The sequence below is a fragment of the Fluctibacter halophilus genome, from assembly GCF_020687825.1.
Taxonomy (GTDB): Bacteria; Pseudomonadota; Gammaproteobacteria; order Enterobacterales; family Alteromonadaceae; genus Fluctibacter; species Fluctibacter halophilus.
In genome coordinates this window covers 427,622-453,351 of record NZ_JAJEWP010000002.1, presented here as the reverse complement: position 1 = coordinate 453,351, position 25,730 = coordinate 427,622, and the positions used below count along the sequence as shown (strand labels likewise).

22 protein-coding genes are annotated in these 25,730 nt (G+C 51.7%); 8 read left to right on the top strand and 14 right to left on the bottom strand.

All coding sequences use genetic code 11. From position 1 onward, the window contains the following. The first annotated feature begins 164 nt into the window (after nt 1-164). The gene (locus tag LJ739_RS10800) at nt 165-662 is read left to right on the top strand and encodes a hypothetical protein (RefSeq protein ID WP_229160347.1); all 498 of its coding nucleotides are present in this window, start codon (nt 165-167) and stop codon (nt 660-662) included. A 28-nt stretch (nt 663-690) separates the two neighbouring features. Here the strand turns inward: LJ739_RS10800 and LJ739_RS10795 are convergent, their stop codons facing one another. The 3 genes from LJ739_RS10795 to LJ739_RS10785 form a co-directional block, all read right to left on the bottom strand. Continuing rightward, entirely contained in the window at nt 691-1,281 is a 591-nt protein-coding gene (locus LJ739_RS10795; RefSeq protein ID WP_229160345.1) for a transglycosylase SLT domain-containing protein, read from the bottom strand. 138 nt (nt 1,282-1,419) lie between these two features. Continuing rightward, a complete protein-coding gene (gene gshA, locus LJ739_RS10790) occupies nt 1,420-3,027 on the bottom strand; it encodes a glutamate--cysteine ligase (protein WP_267494298.1) in 1,608 nt (535 codons plus the stop codon). A gap of 151 nt (nt 3,028-3,178) precedes the next feature. Continuing rightward, nucleotides 3,179-6,025 carry a M16 family metallopeptidase gene (locus LJ739_RS10785; RefSeq protein ID WP_229160344.1) on the bottom strand — a complete coding sequence of 949 codons (2,847 nt, stop codon included), beginning with the start codon at nt 6,023-6,025 and terminating at the stop codon, nt 3,179-3,181. 170 nt (nt 6,026-6,195) lie between these two features. On the opposite strand from LJ739_RS10785, the gene LJ739_RS10780 reads away from it, so the two are divergent. From LJ739_RS10780 to LJ739_RS10770, 3 genes are read left to right on the top strand one after another with little or no spacing between them, the layout of a single operon-like run. Continuing rightward, the gene (locus LJ739_RS10780) at nt 6,196-6,765 is read left to right on the top strand and encodes an Hpt domain-containing protein (RefSeq protein ID WP_229160343.1); all 570 of its coding nucleotides are present in this window, start codon (nt 6,196-6,198) and stop codon (nt 6,763-6,765) included. Nucleotides 6,766-6,771: 6 nt separating this feature from the next. Beyond that, complete coding sequence (locus tag LJ739_RS10775) at nt 6,772-7,500, top strand: TIGR01621 family pseudouridine synthase (RefSeq protein ID WP_229160342.1); 729 nt, start codon at nt 6,772-6,774, stop codon at nt 7,498-7,500. Then, nucleotides 7,497-8,405: a ketopantoate reductase family protein gene (locus LJ739_RS10770; protein ID WP_229160341.1), complete on the top strand. Its 909-nt coding sequence runs from the start codon at nt 7,497-7,499 to the stop codon at nt 8,403-8,405. The genes LJ739_RS10775 and LJ739_RS10770 overlap by 4 nt, the downstream gene beginning before the upstream one ends. A 41-nt stretch (nt 8,406-8,446) precedes the next feature. On the opposite strand, the gene lysS is transcribed toward LJ739_RS10770, so the two are convergent. From lysS to LJ739_RS10750, 4 genes are all read right to left on the bottom strand, one after another. Next, a complete protein-coding gene (gene lysS, locus LJ739_RS10765) occupies nt 8,447-9,991 on the bottom strand; it encodes a lysine--tRNA ligase (protein WP_229160340.1) in 1,545 nt (514 codons plus the stop codon). A gap of 31 nt (nt 9,992-10,022) precedes the next feature. Continuing rightward, nucleotides 10,023-11,121, bottom strand: a protein-coding gene (prfB, locus tag LJ739_RS10760; protein WP_229160339.1) for a peptide chain release factor 2 whose coding sequence is annotated in 2 segments (ribosomal slippage) — nt 10,023-11,045 and nt 11,047-11,121 — 1,098 coding nt in all. Because the reading frame shifts where the segments join, the coding sequence is not laid out codon by codon here. Nucleotides 11,122-11,246: 125 nt separating this feature from the next. Then, complete coding sequence (locus LJ739_RS10755; RefSeq protein ID WP_229160338.1) at nt 11,247-11,819, bottom strand: NADPH-dependent FMN reductase; 573 nt, start codon at nt 11,817-11,819, stop codon at nt 11,247-11,249. Nucleotides 11,820-11,866: 47 nt separating this feature from the next. Further along, entirely contained in the window at nt 11,867-14,143 is a 2,277-nt protein-coding gene (locus LJ739_RS10750; RefSeq protein WP_229160686.1) for an EAL domain-containing protein, read from the bottom strand. 249 nt (nt 14,144-14,392) lie between these two features. Between LJ739_RS10750 and LJ739_RS10745 the strand changes: the two genes are divergently transcribed. The 3 genes from LJ739_RS10745 to LJ739_RS10735 all read left to right on the top strand — a co-directional run bounded on the left by LJ739_RS10745 (nt 14,393) and on the right by LJ739_RS10735 (nt 17,338). Next, nucleotides 14,393-15,043, top strand: a complete 651-nt coding sequence (locus LJ739_RS10745) for a glutathione S-transferase family protein (RefSeq protein WP_229160336.1) — start codon at nt 14,393-14,395, stop codon at nt 15,041-15,043. Between the two features lie 104 nt (nt 15,044-15,147). Further along, nucleotides 15,148-15,633, top strand: a complete 486-nt coding sequence (locus LJ739_RS10740; RefSeq protein WP_229160334.1) for a porin family protein — start codon at nt 15,148-15,150, stop codon at nt 15,631-15,633. Nucleotides 15,634-15,673: 40 nt separating this feature from the next. Beyond that, nucleotides 15,674-17,338 (top strand): methyl-accepting chemotaxis protein, encoded by a 1,665-nt coding sequence (locus LJ739_RS10735; RefSeq protein WP_229160332.1) that lies wholly within the window; start codon nt 15,674-15,676, stop codon nt 17,336-17,338. 61 nt (nt 17,339-17,399) lie between these two features. Here LJ739_RS10735 and argS read toward each other — a convergent pair whose 3' ends face one another. From argS to LJ739_RS10700, 7 genes are all read right to left on the bottom strand, one after another. Further along, on the bottom strand, nt 17,400-19,136 hold the full coding sequence (gene argS / locus LJ739_RS10730; protein ID WP_229160330.1) for an arginine--tRNA ligase: 1,737 nt from the start codon (nt 19,134-19,136) through the stop codon (nt 17,400-17,402). Nucleotides 19,137-19,166: 30 nt separating this feature from the next. Continuing rightward, nucleotides 19,167-20,753 (bottom strand): peptide chain release factor 3, encoded by a 1,587-nt coding sequence (gene prfC / locus LJ739_RS10725; RefSeq protein ID WP_229160328.1) that lies wholly within the window; start codon nt 20,751-20,753, stop codon nt 19,167-19,169. Between the two features lie 104 nt (nt 20,754-20,857). After that, on the bottom strand, nt 20,858-21,772 hold the full coding sequence (locus tag LJ739_RS10720; protein ID WP_229160326.1) for a nucleotidyl transferase AbiEii/AbiGii toxin family protein: 915 nt from the start codon (nt 21,770-21,772) through the stop codon (nt 20,858-20,860). After that, on the bottom strand, nt 21,765-22,538 hold the full coding sequence (locus LJ739_RS10715; RefSeq protein ID WP_229160324.1) for a type IV toxin-antitoxin system AbiEi family antitoxin: 774 nt from the start codon (nt 22,536-22,538) through the stop codon (nt 21,765-21,767). Before LJ739_RS10715 ends, LJ739_RS10720 begins: the two co-directional genes overlap by 8 nt. A gap of 121 nt (nt 22,539-22,659) precedes the next feature. After that, nucleotides 22,660-23,607: a hypothetical protein gene (locus tag LJ739_RS10710; RefSeq protein ID WP_229160322.1), complete on the bottom strand. Its 948-nt coding sequence runs from the start codon at nt 23,605-23,607 to the stop codon at nt 22,660-22,662. Beyond that, nucleotides 23,604-24,338, bottom strand: a complete 735-nt coding sequence (locus LJ739_RS10705; protein WP_229160320.1) for a TauD/TfdA family dioxygenase — start codon at nt 24,336-24,338, stop codon at nt 23,604-23,606. Before LJ739_RS10705 ends, LJ739_RS10710 begins: the two co-directional genes overlap by 4 nt. Before the next feature lie 160 nt (nt 24,339-24,498). Next, complete coding sequence (locus tag LJ739_RS10700; protein ID WP_229160318.1) at nt 24,499-25,011, bottom strand: antirestriction protein ArdA; 513 nt, start codon at nt 25,009-25,011, stop codon at nt 24,499-24,501. A gap of 532 nt (nt 25,012-25,543) precedes the next feature. On the opposite strand from LJ739_RS10700, the gene LJ739_RS10695 reads away from it, so the two are divergent. Then, nucleotides 25,544-25,723, top strand: coding sequence for a hypothetical protein (locus LJ739_RS10695; RefSeq protein WP_229160316.1), 180 nt, complete (start codon nt 25,544-25,546; stop codon nt 25,721-25,723). Nucleotides 25,724-25,730 lie beyond the last annotated feature (7 nt).

Genomic DNA, 25,730 nt, shown 5'->3' with positions numbered 1-25,730 from the left:
CCGTTTTCACTACATTACCTGACCGCCGGTAAAAAAACATTGCGCCAGCGCAAACTTTGTCGGTTCATAGACAGGGTCAATAAATGACTATTGGTAAAAATCAGTCGACAGGACGGGCAATATCCGTAGCCTGAACAGCGCAAACAACACGACGGAGCATGGAGATGCCAGAAATATCATTGTTCGGGTGGTTTCACACCCTGGTCGGCGGCGGTGCGATCATCGCCGGCGTTATCACACTGGCCAAACGAGGACTGATCGACAGCCATCATATGGCTGGAAAAATATACCTGCTAAGTACCCTGCTTGCCGCCTTGTCAGCGTTGGCAATCTATCGTCACGGCGGTTTTGGCGTGGCACACGGCCTGGCAGTACTGACCCTGTTGGCACTGGTGGTGGGTTGGGTGGCGGAACACAAGTCACCTCTGGGTAAACTCAGTCCGTATCTACAGGCAATGTGTTACAGCGCGACGCTGCTGTTTCATATGATCCCGGCGATCACAGACGGGTTGATGCGCCTGCCCACACACGATCCCGTCGTGACCCGTATCGATGATCCATTGCTAAGGGGTTTTTATCTGGCGTTTCTGGGGTTATACGTGGTGGGATTCACCGCGCAGGTCATGTTGCTGCGACGCAGCAACTCAGCCCAGGCAATCTGACCGTAAGCGGTTCTGGTGCGGTGTTCGACTACCCAAACAGGCCCCAGAACCAACCTTCGTTCAACTCTTCTTCGCAGCTTTTCAGCTGTTTGGCATACACATAGGCGCGCTCGTTAACCCGCTTGGCCACTTTCACCAACCACCCTTTACTGGCGTAGGTTTTACGCCGATAGCCACCCCACCCTTCGTGATAGTTGAGGTACTGGGCATAAGCATCCCACTTTGAAACGCCGTTAATGGTGTAGGACTTGGCGATAAACCAGCCCATAAAATCGATGGCATCGTCAAAGTCATCCCGGTCGGCCCAACTGTTGCCCGTTTCTCGCACATAATCCTCCCAGGTCGGTGTTTTGGCCTGCGAGTAACCGTAGGCAGAACTTACCCGTCCCCAGGGGATCAAGCCGAAAAACACATAATCGCGGGGCGGCAAGGCATCGGAACGAAACGAACTCTCCTGATACATCATGGCCATGGGTACGTGAATAGGAACGCCCCACTTATCGCGCATGTCTGCCGCGGCATCATACCAGTCGGATTTTTCGCGAAAAATCTCACACAGGTTGGTTTTATTGCTTGGTGGCGTGGTTGTGCAGGCGCTTAACAGGGCGACACAAAGCACCCCCAAGACACTTTTTTTAAAAAAATGTAAATTCGTTTGAACTTTCACGCGCACCCATACTCTTACAAAGTGTGTTCTAGTTATTGTGTGTTTTCCCTGGTAGTAGCTTGATGCCTGACCTTCGTGTCAGGCATTTTTTTATCCTGCCGATGGAACCGCGTCCTTGTCCTTGGCAAAATAATCCGCCAGAAACGCCTCGAACGACAACTGATCAGCCTGTTCAATCTGTGCCTGTTGTCGCAACGAAACCTGAGCCATTTCAACCAGTTCCGCTTCGCTGTAGTGAGAATACGAGCGCTGGGCAAAACCCTGCTTGTATTGCTCTGCCAGCGCCACCCCTAGCGCACCATTATCGGTGTTATGCGCTTTCAACTGCGCCAGGATCCGTGCCGACGGAGTCAGTGAAAAATCACAGATTTTGGCCCATTGCTTGTCCAACGCCCGGGAATAATTGTCTGTGCCACTGGCGTTGTCCATCACCGCTGCAATCGCTCGCATGTCATCAAACAATTCCTTCGCCCAGTCTGTCAATGCCACCGGTTGACCGTCACGACTCAGTTCCAGGCCCGGTTTACGCCCTTCAACCACCACCTTTTTGAGGTTGCGGTCAGTTTCCTGAAAGCCTTCCGGCGCCATGGTTGCACTGGGTTTAACCAGGCAATACAGCAAAAACACATCCAGAAAATAGAATTGCTCAAGACTGATGCCAACGTCACTGAACGGGTCCACGTCCAATGCCCTGACTTCAATATAACTCACTCCTCTGTCCGCCAGAGCATCGGTGGGTTTTTCCAGACTATGGGTTGGCTGCTTGGGCCGTATCGGCGAATACAGTTCATTTTCAATCTGCAACACATTGTCGTTCAGTTGCTTGAATTCACCGTCTGGGCCAGGTCGGAATTTGGCATATTCTGCTGACGGCGTATTGATGGCTTTGCGCAGCGAGGCAATGTAGTTATCAATGTCGTTGTAACAGATCGCCAGACCGGATTGGGCGGAATTGGTATAACCCAGGTCACTCATTCGTAAAGATGTTGCGTACGGCAGGTAGCAGGTTCCCTTACCGATGGTTTCAAACGGCAAGTTGGCGCCTTTGCCTTGCAAAAACGAGCGGCACAGCGCGGGCGATGCACCGAACAACAGGGGCACAATCCAGCACCAGCGACGATAGTTACGGATCATCGCGAAATAGGCTGCCGATACTGCCGCCTGATCAGCTTGCGTGCCTTCAGCCTCTGGCAACCAGGCTTGCCAGAAGGTTGCGGGCAATGAAAAATTAAAGTGCACACCGGCAATGGCCTGCATCATACTGCCATAACGGTGTTTCAACCCCTTGCGATACAGGGTTTTCATCTTGCCGATATTGGACGAACCAAACTGCGCCAGCGCAATATCATCCTCGTGCTTGATGAAGCAAGGCATGCTCATTGGCCATAGTCGTTCTTCCCCCAGCGAGCGATGCACAAAGGCATGAATATCGCGCAATTGTTCCAGGGTAGTATTCGGATCCACTTCCGGGGGGGTAATAAACTCCAGCAGAGCCTCAGAAAAATCCGTCGTAATCAACTCGTGGGTCAACGCTGCGCCCAACGCCTGTGGATGTGGTGTCTGCGCCAGGCTACCATTTGGATTAATGCGTAACGCTTCACGCTCAACCCCATGGCGGATTTGTCCCAAGGTTGCCATGACACCGGTTTGTTGCAGCACGTCAAGACGCGCAGCGAAAGAAGACGGTTGTTTGTTCAAAATCATTCCTGACGCAAAAGGTTAAGCAACAGAAGTGGGGCAAATCCCCCACAATTTCAAGCATATCCACTGGCATTTCGCTCGCCAGCCCTGTTTGGCCGCAGCAAGATCGCGGCCGCTTCTATCAGACAGTCCAACACTGGACAATCTTTCATTGCCCCTGTGACAACACCAGAGGCTTCACAGGCCTGCCCACGGTTTGCAGTTGTTCCTCGATGGCAGCCCGATTGCCCACCACAACAATCATCATATCATCCGCCGATAACATTTCCCCAGCCAGTGCTTTTAGCTGCTGTGGTGTGACGGTATTGATCAGTCGCTGTTGCTGCTGATAGAAATCTTCAGCCAACTGATAACTCTGGATCCGACGCAAGAAGGTGAGCTTGCTGTACGGCGTTTCATAACTCAACGCCCGGGCCTGAGTAAACGCACTTTGCAAGGTATCAACTTCGGCCTTTGTTGGCCCTTCGCTCGCATAACCACGTAGCTCATCCATCAAGGTTTGCAAAGCTTGTGCAGCAACATCCTCCCGCACCTCAGCACTGGCCTCAAAACGCCCCAGTGTTTTGCCGCCGACAAAACCGCTCGACGCACCATAGGTGTAGCCTTTTTCTTCCCGCAGCACCTGATTGAGGCGAGAATTAAAATGTCCCCCCAAAGGGAAATTCATCAATTGTGACTGGAAGTATGGACCGGTTGCGTCAAACGCTGGCCCGCTACGGAACACCCTGAGCGTGACTTGCCGGGCATCCGGCTTGTCAATCAGATACAGGGCATGGGTGTCCGGGCTTGGAAACACACCATACGGTGGGATGACATAGTCTTCGCCCTGCCAGGCTGACAGGAAGTCCAGACTCTGAATCACCGCCGACTGGCGCATTTGTCCAACCACCACAACCGTGGCTTTGGCTGGAGTGTAGTAGGTTTGGTAAAAGCGCTTAACGTCGTCCAGTGTGATTCCCTGTAATGACTGGAACGTACCACTGTCAGGCAAACTCAGGCGGTTTTCGTCACCGAACAACAAACGATCACGGCCCAGGCTGGCCAGCACGCCGGCATTCTTTTGTTGCTGCTGCACTGCTTGCAGCATACGTTGTTTCAGACGTTCAAAGTCCTCTGCCAGAAACGCCGGCTGGAACAGTTTACGCTCCAGTAGTGCCAGTGTTGGCAATACATTTTCGCGCAAACTGCTGAGGGTGATCTGGGTGTAACGGCCCTGGGCAGAAAACGAAATATGACTGCCCAACAATTCAAGCTCGTTGGCCAGCGCCTCATTGCTCATCCCTTCAATGGCTTCATTCATCATCAACGCCGTCATCGACGCCAAACCGGCTTTGTCGATGGGATCGAGCAATGGCCCGCCTTCAAGGCTGAGGACCAAATCGACGGTAGGTGTTTCCTGGCTGTAGTGACCGATGACCTTGATGCCGTTTTCAAGGGTGTGTTGCCAATAGTCAGGCACTGTCACCACCGGGGGCTTGCCAGCGGGCGGGATGACCGTTCGGTCAAAGGTCACCGGCGTGGGTGTGGCGACCAACGCCGGCGGTGCCTCAGATTTGTCTGGCAATGCGCGCACAGGGACATAGTTGGCCGGTGCGGCGGCCCACTGCGATTGGCCCTGTGGAACAATACTCAAAACCACTTTGGCCTTGCCTTTGATATAGCGCCGATACACCCCCATGACATCGTCTGCAGTGACGCTGGCATAGCGGTCCAAATCATCCTGCACCAGATCAGGTTGGCCGAAAAACACTTCATTGTGGGCCAGCTCACTGACTTTGCCCGCCACACTTTGCAAACCAAAGATGCTGTCAGTACGGATCGCCATTTTGGTGCGCGCCAAATCATCCGGCTCTACGCCCCGTTGTTCAAATACCGCAAAGATTTGCTCGATACGGGATTGCAGGTCCGCCAGTGCGGGGCCGGTAGCCGGGTTAGCCAAAGCAAATAGCTGAAATTCGCACGCCAGCTCCTCACAAGGATGGGAAACCACGGCTTGTACGGCGTGCTGAGGTTTAACCAGATGCTGATAAAACAATGACGTCTTGCCACCGCCCAGAATGTTGGCCAGCACATCCAGCGCCGCTTCATCCTCATGACGGGCGTACACGGTCGGAAAGGTCATCTGGATCAGTGGCAAATGGACATTATCTTCCAACGTCACGTAGCGGTCAGCGGACAATGTTACCGGCTGAGGTTGTGGTTGCGATACCTCAGGACCAGCCGGGATATCACCGAAATATTGTTTAATCCAGGTCAGTGCCTCGGTAGTATCGAAATCGCCGCCAATGGTCACCACCGCATTATTTGGCCCATACCAGCGCTGAAAAAACGCTTTCAAATCATTCACATCCACTGCGTCGAGATCACTGACATAACCAATGGTCGGCCACGAATAGGGATGATCAGCAGGATAAAGCGCCTCAGCGTTGCGTTCACTGCGCAACCCATAAGGTTGATTATCCACCCGTTGCGCTCGTTCGTTTTTCACCGTATCGCGCTGGATTTCAAACTTTTCCTGGGTCACCGCATCGAGCAAAAAACCCATGCGATCAGATTCCAGCCAGAGTACTTTTTCCAGTTGATTGGCAGGCACGGTCTGGTAGTAGTTGGTGCGATCACGGTTAGTGGATCCGTTCATGTCACCACCAGATTGGGTCACGATCTGAAAATGTTGCTCATCCGCTACGTGCTTGGAACCCTGAAACATCATGTGTTCGAAAAAGTGCGCGAAACCGGATTTACCCAGCGCTTCACGGGCTGAGCCAACATGATAAGTGACATCAACGTGCACCAGCGGATCCGAATCATCGGGGTGCAAAATTACCGTCAACCCGTTGTCCAAACGGAACTTTTGATAAGGAATGGACAAACCTTCATCGTCGCTGACCACCGTTTCCAGCAAGCTGACCCCTTCCGGCAACGGTAATGACGGTGCAGTGGACCAGGTGCAGGACTGTACAGCGAGGGCACAGAGCCCCACGAATATGTGACGCATTAACAACATGGACGCGATTTTCTGGTGGATAAGAACGACAGTCTACCTCGCCCGCTCAGGTCACACCACCCCGCAACTATCCATTCGTCATGCAGCAAAGGGCATTCGCCGTTTCCCCGGCTCAGCTCGAGTGCTATTATCAACACACGAGCATTTTAACAGGATGTACTATGAGTCAGAATCCAGCACTGGTGAACCTGACGTTCGGCTTATCACAATTGAGCGGCAACCAAGGCCTGCTGAATAAACTGTTATCGGCATTTTATGATGAATACAGTGGTTTGGCGGCAGAACTCAACGAGCTGATGGGCGATAAAGACTGGACTCGGGCAAAACAACGTGTACACACCGTGAAAGGGGTTGCTGGTAACCTTGGTCTGGATGCGCTGCATGTGGCCTCAAAGGATTTTGAAACCGCCCTGAAAGACGGTGTTGACGATGGTAACCAACAAGCCTTTTTTTCCGTGCTGGCAGCGACGCTAAGCGCCATTCAGGCACAGCTCGACGCAACGATGACAACCCCATCGCCATCCCCGACGCAACCATCCAACGAGCAGCCTGGCGCTGACGCAAACACTGTGCGTCAGGATCTGAAAACGGCATTGCAACGCAATGAGTTCATTCCCGCGCAGGAGCTGCAACAACGTCTGGCGGCAACCGACCTGGACACTGAAACCCAGAGCAAGGTCGCTGCCGCTGTCGACGACCTTGATTACGCCACGGCGATAGCACTGCTGTAGTTCAGTATGACGACCGTGATAGAGCGGGTTTTCGAGCACAGGGACTTTGTCATCATCAATAAGCCCCCTGGCGTGCCGGTTCAGAACCAAACCGATTGCCCCGGCCTGCTACAACACCTTCACCAGCAATATGGTTGGCAGGGGCTGCATCTGGTGCATCGGCTGGACAAAGTGACTTCCGGCATTATGGTACTGGCCCGTTCAGCAGCAGCGGCTGCCGACATCGGCGAAGCCTTTGCCAAACGCAAAACCCGCAAGTACTACCTTGCCCTCAGTCCCGGCAAAGGCAAAAAGAAACAGGGCCTGATTGCCGGTGATATGATCAAGCGTCGTCAGGGCAATTGGACCTTGTCGAACTCGCTGCAAAACCCCGCAGTGACCCAGTTCTTATCCAAGGGAACAAGCCAAGGGATGCGGGTCTACCTTCTGCGCCCCTGGTCAGGCAAGACCCATCAATTGCGCGTCGCGATGAAAAGCAATTCCGCGCCGATCCTTGGTGATGCTCGCTACAGTGGAGAGGCGGCAGATCGCACCTACCTGCATGCGTATGCCTTGCAGTTCGATTATCAGGGACAACCGCAGTGTTTCCAGCGCATCCCGGAGCACGGTGAATGGTTCCAACACCCATCCGTGCAGACAGCCATCGACGCGTTGTGCTGCGAAAACAATCTGTCATGGCCCGCGCTGCCCTCACACCTGCAGCGCCAATTACTTCAGGAGAACGACAGCCCATGAAACTGGCAATCGTCGGCAACGGCAGTATTGGAGGTCTTGTCCTGTATCGTGCCCATCGGCTTGACATCCCGGTATTGCGATTAACCCGCACCGGACAGGCAGGTAGTATCGCGATCAGCGATAAAGAACAAGCGCCGGTGACCTTGTCACCGATGACACAAACGCTGGACATGGACATCGATGCTGACATGGTCATCGTGCCGCTGAAAGCGTTCCAAATCCTACCGGCACTGAAGCAGATGGCGGACCACCTGGCAGCCCAGACCACCGTCGTTCTGTTGCACAACGGCATGGGCACGGCGGATAAGGCGCTGGAGACAGTGAGCCAACCGCTGATCATGGCGACCACCAGCTACGGCGCATACCGCCCCCACCCAGGTGAAGTGACGATCACCGGGCATGGCAGTACCCAGGCCGGTTGGTTGCGCACGCCCGCATCTCGTTCGCTCAAAGACGCCCACAGCGCACTGCTGAATCGACTGTTGCCACCATGCCAGTGGTTTGAAGACATTCGTCATGCCCAGTGGCAGAAGCTCGCTGTCAATGCCGTGATTAATCCGTTAACCGCGTTGCACCGTTGCCGCAACGGCGAACTGCTCAAACCTGCGTTCCACAGCCAGATGACCCGTCTGTGTGAAGAGACTGCGGCAGTGATGGAAGCCGAAGGGATGATTGCCGATCCCCGACAACTGCTGGCTCGCGCACTCACCGTGTGTCGCCAAACAGCTGACAACTACTCATCAATGAACCGCGATGTGGATGCCCATCGGCCGACAGAAATGGAATACATCACCGGCTTTCTGCTGCAACGGGCCCGTGCACACGGGTTGGACACCCCCGCCCACCAGCACTTGTTCGAGGAAGTGATGGCGATCACGCCGCCGCTCGGTGACAACGAGGCATAAAAAAACCGGCCTCATGGCCGGTTTTTTTCATCCTGTCACGATCACTCGCCTTGCACTTCAGGCTTCATGTGCGGGAACAGGATAACGTCTTTGATGGTCGGACTGTCGGTAAACAGCATGACCAGACGATCGATACCAATCCCTTCACCGGCGGTAGGCGGTAAACCGTACTCCAACGCGCGGATATAGTCGTCGTCAAAATGCATCGCTTCATCATCGCCGGCTTCTTTTTCTTCCACCTGCTTACGGAAACGCTCGGCCTGATCTTCCGAGTCATTCAACTCTGAGAAACCGTTGGCCAATTCACGACCGCCAACAAAGAACTCAAACCGGTCAGTCACAAACGGGTTTTCATTATTGCGGCGTGCCAGCGGGGAAACTTCCCAAGGATAGGCGGTAATGAAGGTCGGCTGCTCCAACTGCTCCTCGGCGGTGGCTTCAAAAATTTCACACAAGTATTTACCTGGCCCCCAGATACCATCAACTTCCGGCTCTTTGATGTGCAGTTTCTTGGCCATGGCTTTCAGGCTATCGAGGTGGTTTTCCGGATCGTTAATCGCCGCGGCATCGGCTTCAGGCCAGTACTTGAGGATCGCTTCATTCATGGTCAGACGCTGGAATGGCTGGCCGAAATCGTAACGGATTTCGCGGGTCACATTGCCTTCTGCATCTTTTTCAGTGTTCACAATGACTTCATTGCCCATCACTTCCTGAGCCAGGTAACGCAGCATATCTTCGGTCAAATCCATCAGGTCATTATAATCCGCGTAAGCCTGATAGAACTCCAGCATGGTGAATTCCGGATTGTGACGTGTGGACAGCCCTTCGTTACGGAAGTTACGGTTAATTTCGAACACCCGTTCGAAACCGCCAACCACCAGACGCTTCAGGTAAAGCTCAGGTGCAATACGCAGGAACATGCTAATGTCCATCGCATTGTGATGGGTCACAAAAGGTTTGGCGCTGGCGCCACCGGGGATCACCTGCAGCATTGGCGTTTCGACTTCCATAAACTGGCGGTCGGTCAGGTAGCGACGAATACCATTCACAATCTCGCTGCGCACCCGGAACGTTTCACGGGTCTGCGGATTGGTGATCAAATCAACATAACGCTGGCGGTACTTGGTTTCCTGATCGGCCAGACCGTGGAATTTTTCCGGTAATGGACGCAACGACTTTGTCAGCAATTGATAAGACGCCATGTTGACGTACAAATCGCCTTTGCCGGATTTGTGCAGTGCACCACTGACGCCGATGATGTCACCGATATCAAGACTGCCGTAACGGGCTTTGATGTCTTTCTGGGTGTCTTTGTCGGCGTAAGCCTGGATGCGTCCGGTCATGTCCTGCAACAACAGAAATGGTCCGCGCTTAGCCAGAATGCGCCCGGCAATGCAGACCTGTTTATCCAGCGATTCCAACGCCTCTTTGTCGTGCTCACCGAAAGCCACCTGCAGGTCATTGGCATAGCTGTCACGGCGGAAATCATTGGGAAACCCATTGGCATCACAGTTTTCGCGGATCTGCGCCAGTTTGCTGCGGCGCTCGGCAATCAATTTGTTTTCGTCTTGTTGAAGTTCAGTCATCGACATTTCCAATAAAGTGCGTCGGCAAAAATTACAGGCCGGATTTCAGGCTGGCCTGGATAAAGGCATCCAAACCGCCATCCAGAACGGCTTGGGTGTTGCGGGTCTCTACCCCGGTACGCAAATCTTTGATACGTGAGTCGTCCAGCACATAGGAGCGGATCTGGCTGCCCCAACCGATATCAGATTTGCTTTCTTCCATGGCCTGTTTTTCTTCATTCTGTTTCTGCATTTCAAACTCATACAGCTTGGCCTTCAGCTGCTTCATGGCTTGATCTTTGTTCTTGTGCTGTGAGCGGTCATTCTGACACTGCACCACAATGTTGGTCGGCAAGTGGGTAATCCGTACCGCTGAATCGGTTCGGTTAACGTGCTGTCCACCGGCACCCGACGCCCGGTACGTATCAATGCGCAGATCCGCCGGATTGATGTCAATCTCAATGTCATCGTTGATTTCAGGATAGACGAACGCCGATGCAAACGAGGTATGACGGCGATTTCCCGAATCAAACGGAGACTTACGCACCAGTCGGTGTACACCGGTTTCGGTGCGTAACCAGCCAAACGCATACTCCCCGCCAAATCGAATGGTGGCACTCTTGATGCCGGCAACATCACCGTCTGATACTTCAATCAGCTCGGTCTTGAACCCATGTTCTTCGCCCCAACGCAGGTACATCCGCAGCAACATGTTGGCCCAGTCCTGAGCTTCGGTACCACCCGAGCCAGCCTGGATATCCAGATAACAATCATTTTCATCGTTAGGCCCGGAAAACATGCGGCGGAACTCAAGTTCCTCCAGTTTAGTCACCAGTTCGTTCAATTCCTGTACCGCTTCATCGAAGGTGTCCTGATCCTCAGCTTCGACGGCCAGTTCCAGCAATCCTTCAACGTCATCAGCGCCTTGAGACAACTGCTCAAGGGTATGCACTACAGCTTCCAGGGCAACTTTCTCTTTGCCAAGCCCCTGTGCGCGCTCAGGTTCGTTCCAGACAGCAGGGTTTTCCAGCTCGCGATTGACTTCTTCGAGACGCTCTACTTTGACAGCGTAGTCAAAGATACCCCCGAAGCAGTTCACTGCGCTCACGGACATCAGCCAGGGTATTTTGTACAGGGTTGATTTCAAACATAATTAGACGTTCATCACTGGATTGCAAAGGGGGCGGATTTTACCCAATTTTGGTGATAAAAAACAGCCCCACCAAAGGGCGGGGCTGCATAAGTTATTACCAGGTGCCCGATAGCACCGTCGGTATCAGTCTTTCAGTTTCTGACAGGTTTCTGCCACCTGGCGGCCAATCGCTTTCAACGCCTTTTCGGTTTTCTCATCGGTGCAGTTACCCTGTTCATCGAACAGAGAAAACGCATTACCCACTGCTTTTTGTGTGGGCAAGACCAGTGTACCCAGGTTTTCCATCAACATGCGCAGTGTCACCAGCACCCGCATGCCGCCCAGAGCACCGGGCGACGCCGCCATGATACCGGCAACTTTGCCTTTGTAGGCCTGCAGGGGTTTTTCATCGCCGACTTTACGTGACGCCCAGTCGATGGCGTTTTTAAACAACGCACTGTAAGAGCTGTTATATTCCGGTGACGCGATCAAAAAACCATCGTGTGACATCAGCAATTCCTTGAATTGTTGACCACCGGCATGCATGCCCTTTTCAGCTTCAAGGTCTTCCGTGAAGATCGGCATGTCAAAAGACTCCAACTCCACAAAGGTAACTTCAGCACCGGCTTCTTTCGCCCCTTGAGCCGCAACCTGTACCACTTTTTTGTTTACCGAGTCTTTGCGGCCACTGCCTGCAAATGCGAGAATTTTTACCATGCTGTCATCCTGTTGTTGAATCATTGGGGGTGCGACCACCGGGATGGTTAATCCATCTCGCAGGTGGGTTCACGGTTCATTTCGGTTTGCAGCGACAGTGCCGGTTGCCCATTGGCATACCAGCGATCAACCGCATCAATACTGAGCGGCCTGCTAAAACCAAAGCCCTGAAACAGATCGTACCCTAAGCTCGCCAACAAATGAAACTGTTCATCCCGTTCGATACCTTCCACCAGCGCGTGGATACCAAGGGATTCACACATCGCATAGATCGCACCCAGCACCTGTTGCTTGCGGTGATTGGATTCAATATCGGTCACAAAGTGACGATCAATCTTGATTTCATCCACTGGCAGATGGGTCAGCTTGGCCAGCCCCGAATACCCGGCACCAAAATCATCCAGCGCCACGTAAAACCCCCATTCTCGCAAGGTGCGAACGCCCTGAAGGGTGGCATCAGGGTCAATCGAAGCAGCCGACTCGGTCAGTTCAATCACTACCTGTTGGGGCCTGACGGCGTAGCGTTGCAGCATTTGGGTTAACTGGGTTACAAAGGTCGGTTGATCCAGGTCCAACGCAGAAATATTCACCGCTACGGGCACCGGGCTATACCCCTGAGCTTGCCAGCGCTGCTGGTGTTTGCACACCTGCTCAATCACGTACAAGGTAATGCGCTGGATCAGGTTGGCCTGCTCTGCCATGGGAATAAACATCGCAGGGGAGACATTGCCCAACACCGCTGAGCGCCAGCGCAGCAAAGCTTCCATGCCAATCACAGAGCCCTGCCCGGTGACCTTGGGTTGAAACGCCAGCCCCAACTCCTGCTCATCGATCGCTTCGCTCAGCAACAGGGTAATCTCCTGTTGCTGCAAAAATGCCTCCCGGTGTTCCGGGGTGAAATCATTGCAAAACGCCACACCGTGCTCCGCGGCGTATATGGCGTTATCTATCACCTGCTCACGGCTCTGCGTCGACGGTAACACTGTGGCAACCCCCAAGCGTAAATCCGGCAACGCACGCCCCTGAGGGGTATCAACACCGGTGCTCAGCGACACGTCGGCCAATTGTTCAAACACCCGTTGCTGCGCAATCTGGTCACCGTCACACAAAACACCCAGTACGCGGTGATTGAGTAAGCACACGGGTTGCGACATCCCCACAGTTGCTAACAATTGCTGCAGATTGTTTGCCACCAGTCGCAGTACATCAAGATAGTAGCGCTGGCCAAACCGCTGTTCGAGGTAACCATGATTGCGCACGTTTACCGCCAGCAGCTTCCCCCGCCCGCCAGGGGCCGGTTGCCATTCCTGTAACCCACGTTGCAACCAGGCGCGGTTGTGCAATCCCGATGCGCCATCAATAAAGCGAGCCCGTTTCTCGGCCTGGTCGTGATGCTGCAAGGCCACCCGAAGGTGCTTCTTGGCACTGATGTCATTCAGGGTCAGCAGGTAATGGCCTTCTGCCTGCATCGCGGTACTGGCCACTTCGTAGTGACGATGAGCGCATTCGATACTTGCCAACCGACCATCGGCATGGTTTCGCACATTGACGTGCAGCAGGAGATCAGACAAGGGAGTGCCATCGACAGGTTTGGCATCGAGTTCCAGGACGTTAATTGCCCTGGCATTGATGTCCACTAAACGCTCATTTTCGTCCACAATCAATTGCGCAGCAGCCGTTTGTAGGAAAAGGGACTGATACAGGGCATTTTGCTCCGTCAGCATCTGGATATTAAGGCGTCGTTGTTCACTGAGTTTATTGGCAGCGCTGATGGTACGCGCCGCTGCCAGGGGCAGACAGCCATTGAAAAACATGAACACCAGCGCCTGAATATACAGGTTGGCATCGGGCAGTTCCCGTTCTATACCGCTGTACTGACTGAGATCGAGCTTAGCGAGCAGTGCCATAAACGCCAGGATGTTGAGAAGCGCAAAGCCCAATGCCGCACGGGTGCCCAGCAACAATAGCGCCACCAACGGGGTTGCATACCAGATGAGGGCGCCGAACATGTGCAGATAGCCGGAAATGGCAAACAGGTTAATGCACACCCCGGCTGCCAGAATGGTCACCAACAAGCCATATGCAGCAATACTGTAGTGTCGCCGGCTGGCCCACAGCAATAGCCCCATCACCGCGTAGAAACTGACACACAGAACAATGACGTGATACAAATTAACCGTGATGGCCTGATAGCTGCTGTGCACAACGATCCACAAACACAGCAAAAAGCCCGACAGCAAGATGATACGCAGCACGCTAATGCGCCAGGTTTCAACACTATCATCAGGGTGTTGGACATCACTCAAATACAGGAACTGCTTCATCCAAGACAAAAAAGAGTCGTCCTATGGTTTAACTCGCACTCGTGTGTCGCGTTACAAGGTTGGAGTGGCGTAAATTGTTACCCATTCATCGAGCAAATACAATCACGATTAGACGCAAATTTGCGTCACTCCAAACCTCATCACATATTGGACTTGTCGCTACGGTTAGCAAATGTCCCGTCCAGCGCCAATGTTAGCTATGCTTAAGCGTAAACATGGCTTGTCCGGATCAAAGACGGGAGGGTCACTATGAAGCTTTATTATTACCCCATATCGACCTATTCACAGAAGGTGTTGCTGGGATTAACTGAAAAGCATGTGCGGGTGGACAAGGTGAACGTCAACGTGATGGACAGCAACGCCCATGACGCGTTCCGCCAGCGCTATCCGCTGGGCAAAATACCGGTACTGGAGGTGGATGAAACGTGTGTACTGCCGGAATCGAGCGTGATCCTTGAATACATCGATACCCATTCATCCACCGGCCATCCCCTGTTGCCGACCGACCCTGACCTGCAACTGACCGTGCGCTTGTCAGACCGACTCAGCGATCTGTACCTCAATGATCCAATGGTAACCTTGCTGTTTGCCAAGCTGGGCAAACCTCTCGGTGACAAACAAAAAGCATCACTGCAATACAACATTGACTGTCGTTTTGAACAGCTGAACCTGAGTCTGTCGTTGCATCCGTGGATCACCGGCGATACCTTCACCCTGGCGGATTGTGCCGCGATTCCGCCGCTGCTTTACGCCCGCTGGGTATACCCGTTCATCGACTTTCCCCATCTGAGTGACTACATTCAGCGTTGCCTGCAACGGCCTTCGGTGCAGAAACTCTGTGAAGAGGCGTTGCCGGTATTAAAATCACACGGCATTCCCACTGATGGTCACCGCCGCTGAACCCGAACGATTGATATTCGCTGTCTACGGTTTATGCAAAGACTGGTCATTTGTGCAATTTTGTGTCTACACTGGTTAGACTGTTTTATGTACAGGGGATCCGTTTGACCTACACAAACAGAAAAAGACGTCTACGAAGCTCACTGATTTTTTCTCTGGCAGCATTGCCACTACTTACCTTTTCCGTTTCCGCCCAAACTGCCCGGCATGTGCTCGGCGTTTTTGCTGGCGCCACCCATTTTGATAGCGAAACCAACAGCACATTTGGCATTGAATATGAGTATCGAATCAACCCTCAATGGGGCATGGGCGCGGTTTACGAGCGTACCCCGGATGCTCATCACCATGATGGTGTGACGGTCGCGCTGGCCAGCGCATTCTACCACCCTGATCAGCACTGGCGTTTTGGCGTCGGCGTGGGCGAGGAACGGGTCGGTGGCGGACATCCCCATTCGGAAACCCTCTACCGCATCAGCGGTAATTACGACTTTCACTTTGATCAATTCGGCGTCGCACCAACACTGGCGGTTGATGTTATCGACGGCGACACCGCGTACGTTGCAGGGATAGCATTTACCTACGCTTTCTAACCAGGACACGAGAGCCATCATTCGCAACGAGCAGGTACTTATGATTAAACGCATGAACATTGCCCAACGGGTCTACTCCCTTGGCATCATTGAATTACTGTTATTGATGCTGGTCGGGGGCATCGCCATCGCACAAATGTCTGCCATCGGCAAAAAAATCACTTCGATTGCGGAATACGATGTGCCCCTCAGCCAGAAACTGTCGGCCATTACCCGCGCCCAGTCAGAAACCGCCCTGATGCTGGAGCGCGGCCTCCTTGAGGTAGCCAGCGGGCAGTCAACGCAGTTGGACATAGCACCCATCAACAACTCCGTGACTGAAACGCTGGCACAAATCGACACAACCCGACAGTTTATCAAGCAAGCACAGGGCAAGGATATTCAACAGGATTTATCAGAAGTGCTTGGCGATATGCAAGGCATCCTTAACACGGTGCAAGGCAACATTGAGCGAGGAGCAACTCTCATCACCCAAATCCGCGATACACTGGACAACAATGCCTCCTACACAAGCTTGCTGAAACAACGTCATACCCTGGAAGACAATAATCACACCCTATTGATTGAAGCAACATCAGAAATCCAACGCTTTACCTTGCTGGCAGCCCAACATGCGGAACAGGCTGAACTGGACGCCATTGCCCTGTTGTACGGCGTGTTCTTTGTGACCCTTGTCTTCGCCCTGTTGGCCCCCCTATTCATCTCACGCTCCATCACGACGCCGATCAATTACCTGGTACAACGGTTACAGGAAGTGGCCAGCGGCGATGGCGATCTGCGGGTAACGTTGGATGAATCGGCCCGCGACGAAACCGGCAAGGTCGCCCGGGCCTTTAACCAGTTCCTGGGCGTGTTGCGCTCACTGGTGTCACAAACCAGTGAACAGGCCAACTCTTTGCGCAATGCCACCCATCAATCGTCAAAAATCGTCCAGTCCAATGAGCAGGCTGCCGAGCATCTGCATCAGGAAACTGATCAGGTCGCGTCGGCTGTCACCGAGATGAACAGTACCATCAGTGATGTGGCTCGCAGTACAGCGCGCGCTTCAGAACTGACCGATGAGATGAAAAATCAGATTGCCCACTGCCAGGAAGCGGCGCGCAAAACCCAGACAGTGGTGCATGATATGACCGGTGACATGGATGCTGCGGCGAAAGTTGTCGGTCAACTGATGGAGGAGTCCACCCGTATCGGCATGGTGCTTGACACCATTCGTGAAATTGCCGAACAGACCAACCTGCTGGCCCTGAATGCCGCCATTGAGGCAGCCCGCGCTGGAGAAAGCGGTCGAGGTTTCGCCGTGGTTGCCGATGAGGTACGCACACTGGCGCAACGGACCCAAACTTCCACGGTGGATATTGAACACCTGGTGGAATCGTTGCAATCCCAGGCCCAGAAGGCGGTAAAAAGCATGCAAGGAACAACTGAACAGTCCCAGGCCTGTGAATCACAAAGTGAAATCGCCGTCAATGCACTGCAACAAGCCATTCAATCTGCCGACAGCATTGCGGATTTGGCAACCCAAATCGCCGCGGCGGCTGAGCAACAGTCAATTGTGGTGGACGACGTTAATCGTAGCTTGCTGACCATCAAACAAAACGCCGAGAATACGGCCAAAGGGGCCAGCGAAACCTCCAGCCACAATTCCCGGAATCTGTCGCTACTGGACGCGCTGAACAGTAACTTGAGCAGTTTTAAAGTCTGAACCGCTGGGACATAAACACAAAAAAAGCGCCAAATGGCGCTTTTTTTTCTGCACAGCTGGCTTACATTTTTTCCATGCTGGCAATGCCGAGCAAATCCAGACCAGACTTCAAGGTGCGAGCCGTCAGCGCGGCCAACATCAAGCGACTGTCACGCACGGCTTCGTCGATACCCGGTTTCAGGATAGGACAGGCTTCGTAGAAGCTCATGAACAAACTGGCCAGTTCATACAAATAGACACACAACACATGGGGTGTTGCTTCTGCAGTGACCTGATTAATCGCTTCAACGTATTGCAACAGTTTGATCGCCAGGGCACGTTCCTGCGCCGCCTCCAGGCGGATTGGCGCGGCTACGTCATCCACGTTCAGGCCCGCTTTGCGGAACACACTTTTAACCCGGGTGTAGGCATACTGTAAGTAAGGGGCGGTATTGCCCTCGAAGGCCAGCATGGTGTCCCAGTTGAACACATAGTCCGTGGTACGGTTTTTACTCAGGTCGGCATATTTCACCGCACCGATCCCTACCTTGGCAGCAATGTCTTTGCGTTCCTGTTCACTCAGGTCGCTGTCTCTGGCGGCCAACAATGCATGGGCGCGCTCGACCGCTTCATCCAGCAGGTCAGCCAGTTTTACCGTTCCGCCAGTACGGGTTTTAAACGGTTTACCGTCACTGCCCAGCATCATCCCGAACGGACAATGCTCATAGGTTTGCTGTGGCTGAATAAAGCCCGCTTTGCGTGCCACCATCTCAGTTTGCTTGAAGTGCAGCGCCTGACGGGCATCGGTGAAAATCAACGTGCGGTCTGCGCCCAGGGTCTGACAACGGTAGCGGATAGCGGCCAAATCCGTGGTGGCGTACAAGTAGCCGCCGCCGGACTTCTGAATGATGTACACGGCGGGCTTGCCTTCTTTGTCGGCCAGCTCTTCCAAAAACACCACCTGTGCGCCCTGATCTTCTACCGCAATCCCCTGTTGCTTGAGATCAGCAACAACGGCAGCCAGGTCATGGTTATATGCACTTTCACCCATGATGTCGTCGCGGGTCAGCGTAACATTCAGCTTGTCATACACTTCTTCGCTGTGCGTCACCGACACATCGATAAATTGCTGCCACAGGGTCAGACACTGTGCATCACCGCTTTGCAGTTTCACCACGTATTCACGTGCGCGGTCGGCAAAGCCCTGCTCTTCGTCGAAGCGAATTTTAGCCTCGCGGTAAAAGGTTTCCAAATCCGACAGGGCCGTTTCGGCCACTTCGTTGGCCTGTAATTTGTCGCTCAGGTGGGCCAGTAGCATGCCGAACTGAGTGCCCCAATCGCCCATGTGATTCTGGCGGATCACCTTGTGGCCCATAAACTCAAGGGCTTTGACCACCGCATCGCCGATAATGGTGCTGCGCAGGTGACCGACGTGCATCTCTTTGGCCAGGTTAGGAGAAGAATAATCCACCACCACGGTGTGGGGGGATTCCGGGGCAATGCCCAAACGCTCATCCTGACTGGCAATGCTCAATTGACCTGCCAGCCAGTTGGCATCCAGGTGCACATTGATAAATCCGGGGCCGGCAATCTCTAACTTATCAACAATCCCGTCCAAATCGACCGCTTCTACGATCTGGTTGGCTATCTCACGGGGATTCTTCTTTAACGATTTGGCCAGCGCCATGGCACCGTTAAACTGGTATTCACCGAACTCCGGGCGGGTGCTTCGGCTCAGCGGAACCGGCGCGTCTTCTGGGGCCCCCACTGCCACTGCGGCAGCACGAAATCGTTCGGTCAATAATGCATGAATGTTCATTGTTTTCGTGTCTTTCAGTCAATAAGTTGATCAGTGTTCACGGGTCGTGTGGAACACGATATCCGGATAACGTTCCTGCGACAATTGCAGGTTTACCATGGTCGGTGCAATGTAGGTCAGGTTGTCGCCGCCATCCAGCGCCAGGTTGACTTCGGCTTTGCGGCGAAACTCGTCCAGTTTGCGCGCATCGTCACAAGACACCCAGCGCGCCGTCGCAACATTGACATGCTCGTAAATGGCGTCAACGTTGTATTCCGCTTTGAGGCGCGCAACCACCACGTCAAACTGCAGGACACCGACCGCACCGACAATCAGATCATTGTTGATCAACGGACGGAAAACCTGCACCGCGCCTTCTTCAGACAGCTGGATCAGGCCTTTCTGCAGTTGTTTCATTTTGAGCGGATCTTTCAGACGGATACGTTTAAACAGCTCCGGGGCAAAATTCGGAATACCGGTGAAACGGAAATCCTCGCCAGCGCTGAAGGTGTCACCGATCTGAATAGAGCCGTGATTGTGTAAGCCGATGATGTCGCCGGCGTAAGCTTCTTCAAGCAGTGCCCGGTCACCGGCCAGAAATGTCAGCGCATCGGATATCCGCACGTCTTTACCAATTCGGGTATGGCGCATTTTCATACCCTTCTCGTATTTGCCCGACACAATGCGGCAAAACGCGATACGGTCACGGTGCTTGGGATCCATATTGGCCTGGATCTTAAACACAAAGCCGCTGAACTTGGTTTCATCAGCGCCGACAAAACGGGCATCACTTTCCCGTCCCTGCGGCTTGGGCGCCCATTTCACCAGCCCATCGAGCATATGGTCCACGCCAAAGTTACCCAATGCGGTGCCGAAAAAGACCGGCGTCAGTTCACCGGCCAGGAAGGCGTCCTGATCGAATTCGTGGGAAGCGCCCTGCACCAGCTCCAGCATATCGCGCAATTCATCGGCATAGCTGCCAATTGCGTCATCCAACTCGGGATTGTCCAGGCCTTTGATAATCCGGCTGTCCTGGATGGTATGTCCCTGGCCGGTGGCGTACAGGATGGTTTCATCACGCAGCAAGTGATAAACCCCTTTGAATTCTTTACCCATGCCAATCGGCCAGGTGATCGGTGCGCATTTAATATTGAGCACCTCTTCCACTTCATCCAGCAACTCGATGGGATCGCGGATATCCCGGTCAAGCTTGTTCATGAAGGTGATAATTGGGGTGTCTCGCAGACGGGTAACTTCCATCAGTTTGATGGTACGCGCCTCGACACCTTTGGCCGAGTCAATCACCATCAGGCAGGAATCAACTGCCGTCAGAGTACGGTAGGTATCTTCAGAAAAGTCTTCGTGTCCCGGGGTGTCGAGCAGATTGACCAGATGATCCTGATAGGGGAACTGCATGACCGATGTGGTCACAGAGATGCCCCGCTCTTTTTCCATTTCCATCCAGTCGGATTTGGCATGTTGACCGGACTTCTTGCCTTTCACCGTACCGGCGACCTGCAGGGCGTTTCCGAACAACAACACTTTCTCGGTGATGGTGGTTTTACCGGCATCCGGGTGCGAGATGATAGCAAACGTGCGTCGCTTATTGATTTCATTGACAAAATTGCTATCAGCCATACCGAATAATTCCTACTTTGTACCTAATTTTGTACCCATTCGTAAATTTCCCCAATTGGGGGCGAAAAACGCGTTATTTTATCAATAAACAACTGCGCTATAAATTACTGCTCCAGAACACTTTCCAGCTCACTCAGTTGTTGCTGATAAGCCTCTGGATTATCTTTCTTGAATTTCTCCAAGTTCAGAAGCTTCCATTTCACCGATGGAAAACTCTGATAATCGTAAATCGACCAGTCTGGCACTAGACCATTCAAGCTCAATAAAAAGGCTTTATCGTCACCGCTCAAACTGGCTTTTACTGTTTCGATAAGTTGAAGCCTTGTTGCCTCATAATCATCGTAACTAAACTCAATCGTCGTCATGCCTTCGAACTGATTTTCAAAAGCCGTGCGCTGATCCAGTAAATGTGGATCAAGCATTTCATGGGTCGGGCGATTACTACTCACCAGCCCTAGAATAAATCCTTGCTTGATCTCGTCCGTAAAGCCTTCGTTTTCCAGCCCTTCATTTTCAAACAAGAGCTTTACATCAAATAAATCTCTTGGGTGCTGCCTATCTAAGGCTGCACATAATTTGCCGCCATATAACTGTGCCAACGGCACCAGCGGCATAGCGCAAAAGGCATCGAACTGCTCTTGAGCAGCTTCACAAAGGGGCGCTTTGTTGGGCTCGCCTAGCAAACCCCGCCCGACCATATTCACTTCTATCTTGATCAGCACGCCATGCTCATCAAGTTGCAGCTTACAAACCTTATCTTTGTGTTGAACCCGTATCGATGGACGCAGTGCTTCGATACGTTCTTTAATCCTTAACAAGGCTGAATTAATGCCTTCAAGCGTTTCATTCCGCTCGGCAATCTCGACATAGGTTAAGTCGATATCCACTGACAGCCTTGGCATATCCCGTACAAAGAGATTGATCGCCGTACCGCCATGCATGGCAAAGCATTCTTCTTTGGCGACTTCAGGCAGCACATCCAAAAGAAGCCTGACCTGCTTTTTATAGGCTTCATTCATGAACAGCCTCCAGCTCCTTGGGCACGGTTATCTGGTACTTCGAAACATAAACACCGTCATTCACGATGGCACGCTTGCCTGAACCCAGATCAACCTTATCGAGGCTGATATAGCTAAGCCAGTCATGGCCTGCCTTATCCGCCAAGTACACAAACAGGCGTTTTACCTTCACGGAAGTACAGCCTTCCAGCAATTTCTGAACGCTGGCTGGCCTTAAATTATTTAGTCCTTCCATTAGCTCAAACACTTCCAAAAGTGGTTGAGACTTAGGAGCTAGATAAAGGCATTCCATCACCGCTCGTGCGGGGCTGGATACTTTTACCTTAAAGCCCTTATGCTCTATTTCTACCAAGCCAAGTTCCGGCGGTAGAAACGATGTCAGTTTACAATCCACGCTGACACCCCAATCCCGCTTTTTAAACCACAGTGGCAAACTGTCATCCTTGCCACCAAAGAGCTGTACTGCCTTGGTAGACAGCTCCAAATAATGCGCTTTGCCTTGCATGGATAGCGCGGTTTTAGCGGCTGGATGCACAGATAGACCTAACTGGCTTTGCAAGGCATAGATGCCGCCCAGATAGTCCACCTGATCGCTATGGCGTATCAGGGCTCCTGTACCGATAGAATCAAACCACTGGCTACGCTTATAGCGTTTCTGCAAATCAAGGCTGTAACCCTGATCAGCAAGCCATGCCGAAGAAAGCACGACGCCCAAAGGCTGAGTGCTGAGCAAATGGTTTAATTTTGACTCGTTTTCGGTACTCATAGTACCAATCTAACTCACTTTTTAAACCAGATCAATTAAGAAGTTTATATTTTTTCTTTTTTGGGTACTTTAAGTACCTAAATAACAATATATCTAAACCCTCAGAGGTCCCTTAAAACGTCTAATCATTCCCATACTCAGGCTCAAATTCCCGCTCTCGCTCTTCGGTCTGACAAAACTCTTCCGGAAGATCAGTTACATACAGTTCTCTAGTCCCAGCCAAATGAAGCCCACAGGTAGGGCACAAAAACTCTTCCGTAGAAAAAGTTTTCTCAACATATTCAGTAAAAGGATCATCCTCATCATATTCATCGGATACTTCTTCATGCCAAAGTACTCCACCCAAAATTCCAAAAGCAGAACACGATGGACATTTGCTCGACTCATAACCATCTACTGAATATTCAAATTTTTTCCAGTGATCCCAATATCTAATGCTTTTTGATTGCTCGATTAACTCCTCTCTTTTCACCTTATTTTTATGTAATTTTTCAAAATCCTCTCTTTTATGGTCAATTCTCGTTTGTACCGCCATCTGAACCGCACGTTCCGCATTCTGAAGAATCTCTTTTGGAGCCTTAGAGTCCTCCGCACCAAGCCACTCATCGAGCTCCCTTTTTTGCATCTCTAAAATAACTTCAATCGCATGCCAATATTTCATTTCCCAAGCTTCAGCTTTCATTCCGGAAAACGGTGATTCTCCTGAGTGAATTTCTGAATTTCTTCTCAGCGCCAACTGCTCGCAAAACTCTCTTACTCGGAGATCAAACGATTTTGAAATGTGACTCAGCCTCAAAAATAAGGTCTTAGCTGTTATTGTCTTTATTTCGGGAGAAACAGAAATACCACAAGCAGCAAAAAGCGACTGATAATGAGTAGGGTCAGCGACTAGCGCAGGATGGACTCGACTTAAAGAGGACTTAGCCAATAACTCTAGCGCTAGTGATGCCCAAAGCTGATACTCTTCAAGATCATTTGCTAATTTTGCTCGAAGTCCTTTAGATATATAGACTTGCGACTTTGAATATAGCGCCTCGGTTTGTAGCGCTGGATTTGGTAACTTTGTCATGCAACTAACACCCTATATAATTCTCTATCTCTACCATCTTTTTGCTGAACCCCTCTGCCATGCAGAACACGCCAGTTGTCAATAACCAATACCATTCCTTTCTCCCAAAACAATTCATGCGAAACGTTTTCTAACCTTTCAGAAGACAATATATGATCAATTTTTTGGGAATTCATATTTGCGGGAACCATGCATCCTGGGTCATACCGAACAAATGACCGGTCACGCGATAGAACGCTCCCATAGAAGGAGCGCCTCCCATTTTGAATTAAAAATGGAGAATTGAACAAAAGATCCTTCTCTACGTCTGACAAATTAAGGGAATAAAAATCCAGCAATTTAGTCGGCCTTTGACTTTCTCCCGCATCTACACAACCCAATATTAAATAACGACACGGTGTTGCCCAATATGCCGTATCAACGTGCAGCGGAAAACGACCGGTTTCAAACTTGCTACTTAGTGAATTGGGGAAAGCTTCTTTTTTGGTCACAGGAACCAACTGCTGTACAACTCCTTTAGATTTCCTACTTGCAGTGGGTTTACCCAAACGCTCACCAATTCCAACCATTACGTCTTGAAGGCGATCTAAATCTCCTACTTGAGTTCTCCACCACCCATATCTATTGAGCTCATCCATGTTCATAGCGTCCACCTGAAGTCGTGACTTCATAAAACCATCAGTCCGATCGTTTTTTGTACTTGTAAATAAAACGTATATCAATACTAACATTCAATTCCCCCTTGTCATCACGAATGACAAGGGCTTTTGGGGCTCAGCCTTGGCGAGATCAGGAGACAAGATACGCGAAGCATGAGCGTTTATGGCCATAGGCCGCTGAACCCCAAAAGTTCGGGCAGTTAAGCCCCTGCCGTGGCAGAGGCTATTCCTGTTAGTGATTCCAAAAAATGTGTACTTCGCGGTATCCCGTCTCAATGGTGATGATGTCGCCGCCCAGCTCCAGATCACGCCCCATCTTTTCATAGTCGATGTAGAACGCTAAGCTTTCGGGAATCTCGGTGGTACCGGTTGTTAGCTCCTCGGCAAAGTCGGCTACGCTTTCATGACAACCTGCATAATTTTCCTCCATCGCCTTTTTAGCTTCATCAATCGTTAAAAAATGACTTAGCAACTCGGCGGCTATTTCTCCGTGTTCCTCTATGAAACACGCGATTTCATGCGCACTCTGAATACCTTCATACTCTGACAATCTATAAGAACCATAACCCTCATAATCATGCATTGCCCACTCCTCTGCATCCTCTTCAGGACTAGATTTCAGCATCTCGTTAATTTGATCCTGAATGTCGTCAATATCGTCAGTCGCATCAATCCAAACACCGTGAAGCTTGCCGTTGTTGTAAGCTGCCAAACACGCCACATAAATTCTGATTTCTTCGCTCATGTCTTTGTCTCCTTAATCTTAAAAACACATCCCCTTTTGGGGTTGAAAACCTCAGAAAAAGGAGCGAGCGAAGAGAGCGTAAAATCACATGTTTTGGCGGAATCCAGACAGGGGGAACCACCCTGCCTGCACAAGCGTAAGCGCGGAAGGCTGGGGGATGTCTTGATGGAGCCAAGTTATGTGATATTTTTACGTCTACCCAAAAGGGGAAATAAAACCATAAGAAGCGAACACGACCAGTGTTCCCGCCATCAGCTTCTTAAAGCCAAGCTCAGCGCTTACTTCTTAAGCCATTCAAAGCAGCTGTGCTTCTGCACTGCCAGCGTCTTTCTATCAATCAGTAACCACCTGACCTAAGACCATAAACAGCACTGCCTTTTAGCATTACCACTAGCGCAAAGCGCCCATAGATCAGCAAGCGTAAAGCTTCTCCATATCATTGCGACCGAAGGTGCTTAATCAGTCTCTTTGCACAAACACGCGGCCTCACAAAGGCCGTGGCAGTCACGGCCTCCAAAAACAGGAGGTAACAATGAGATTGATTACAAGATTTGAACTAGCAGCTAAAAGCACAACAGAGCTTCGTAGCCTTCATAAGGAAGTGTTTAACGCAATGGTACGAAGCGAGCCTAGAACACTGGAACGTGTGAACGCACTGGCTTCACTTGAAAATATCGAAATAGAATTTACATCAAGGGCTTTACGCCCTTGATTTCCTA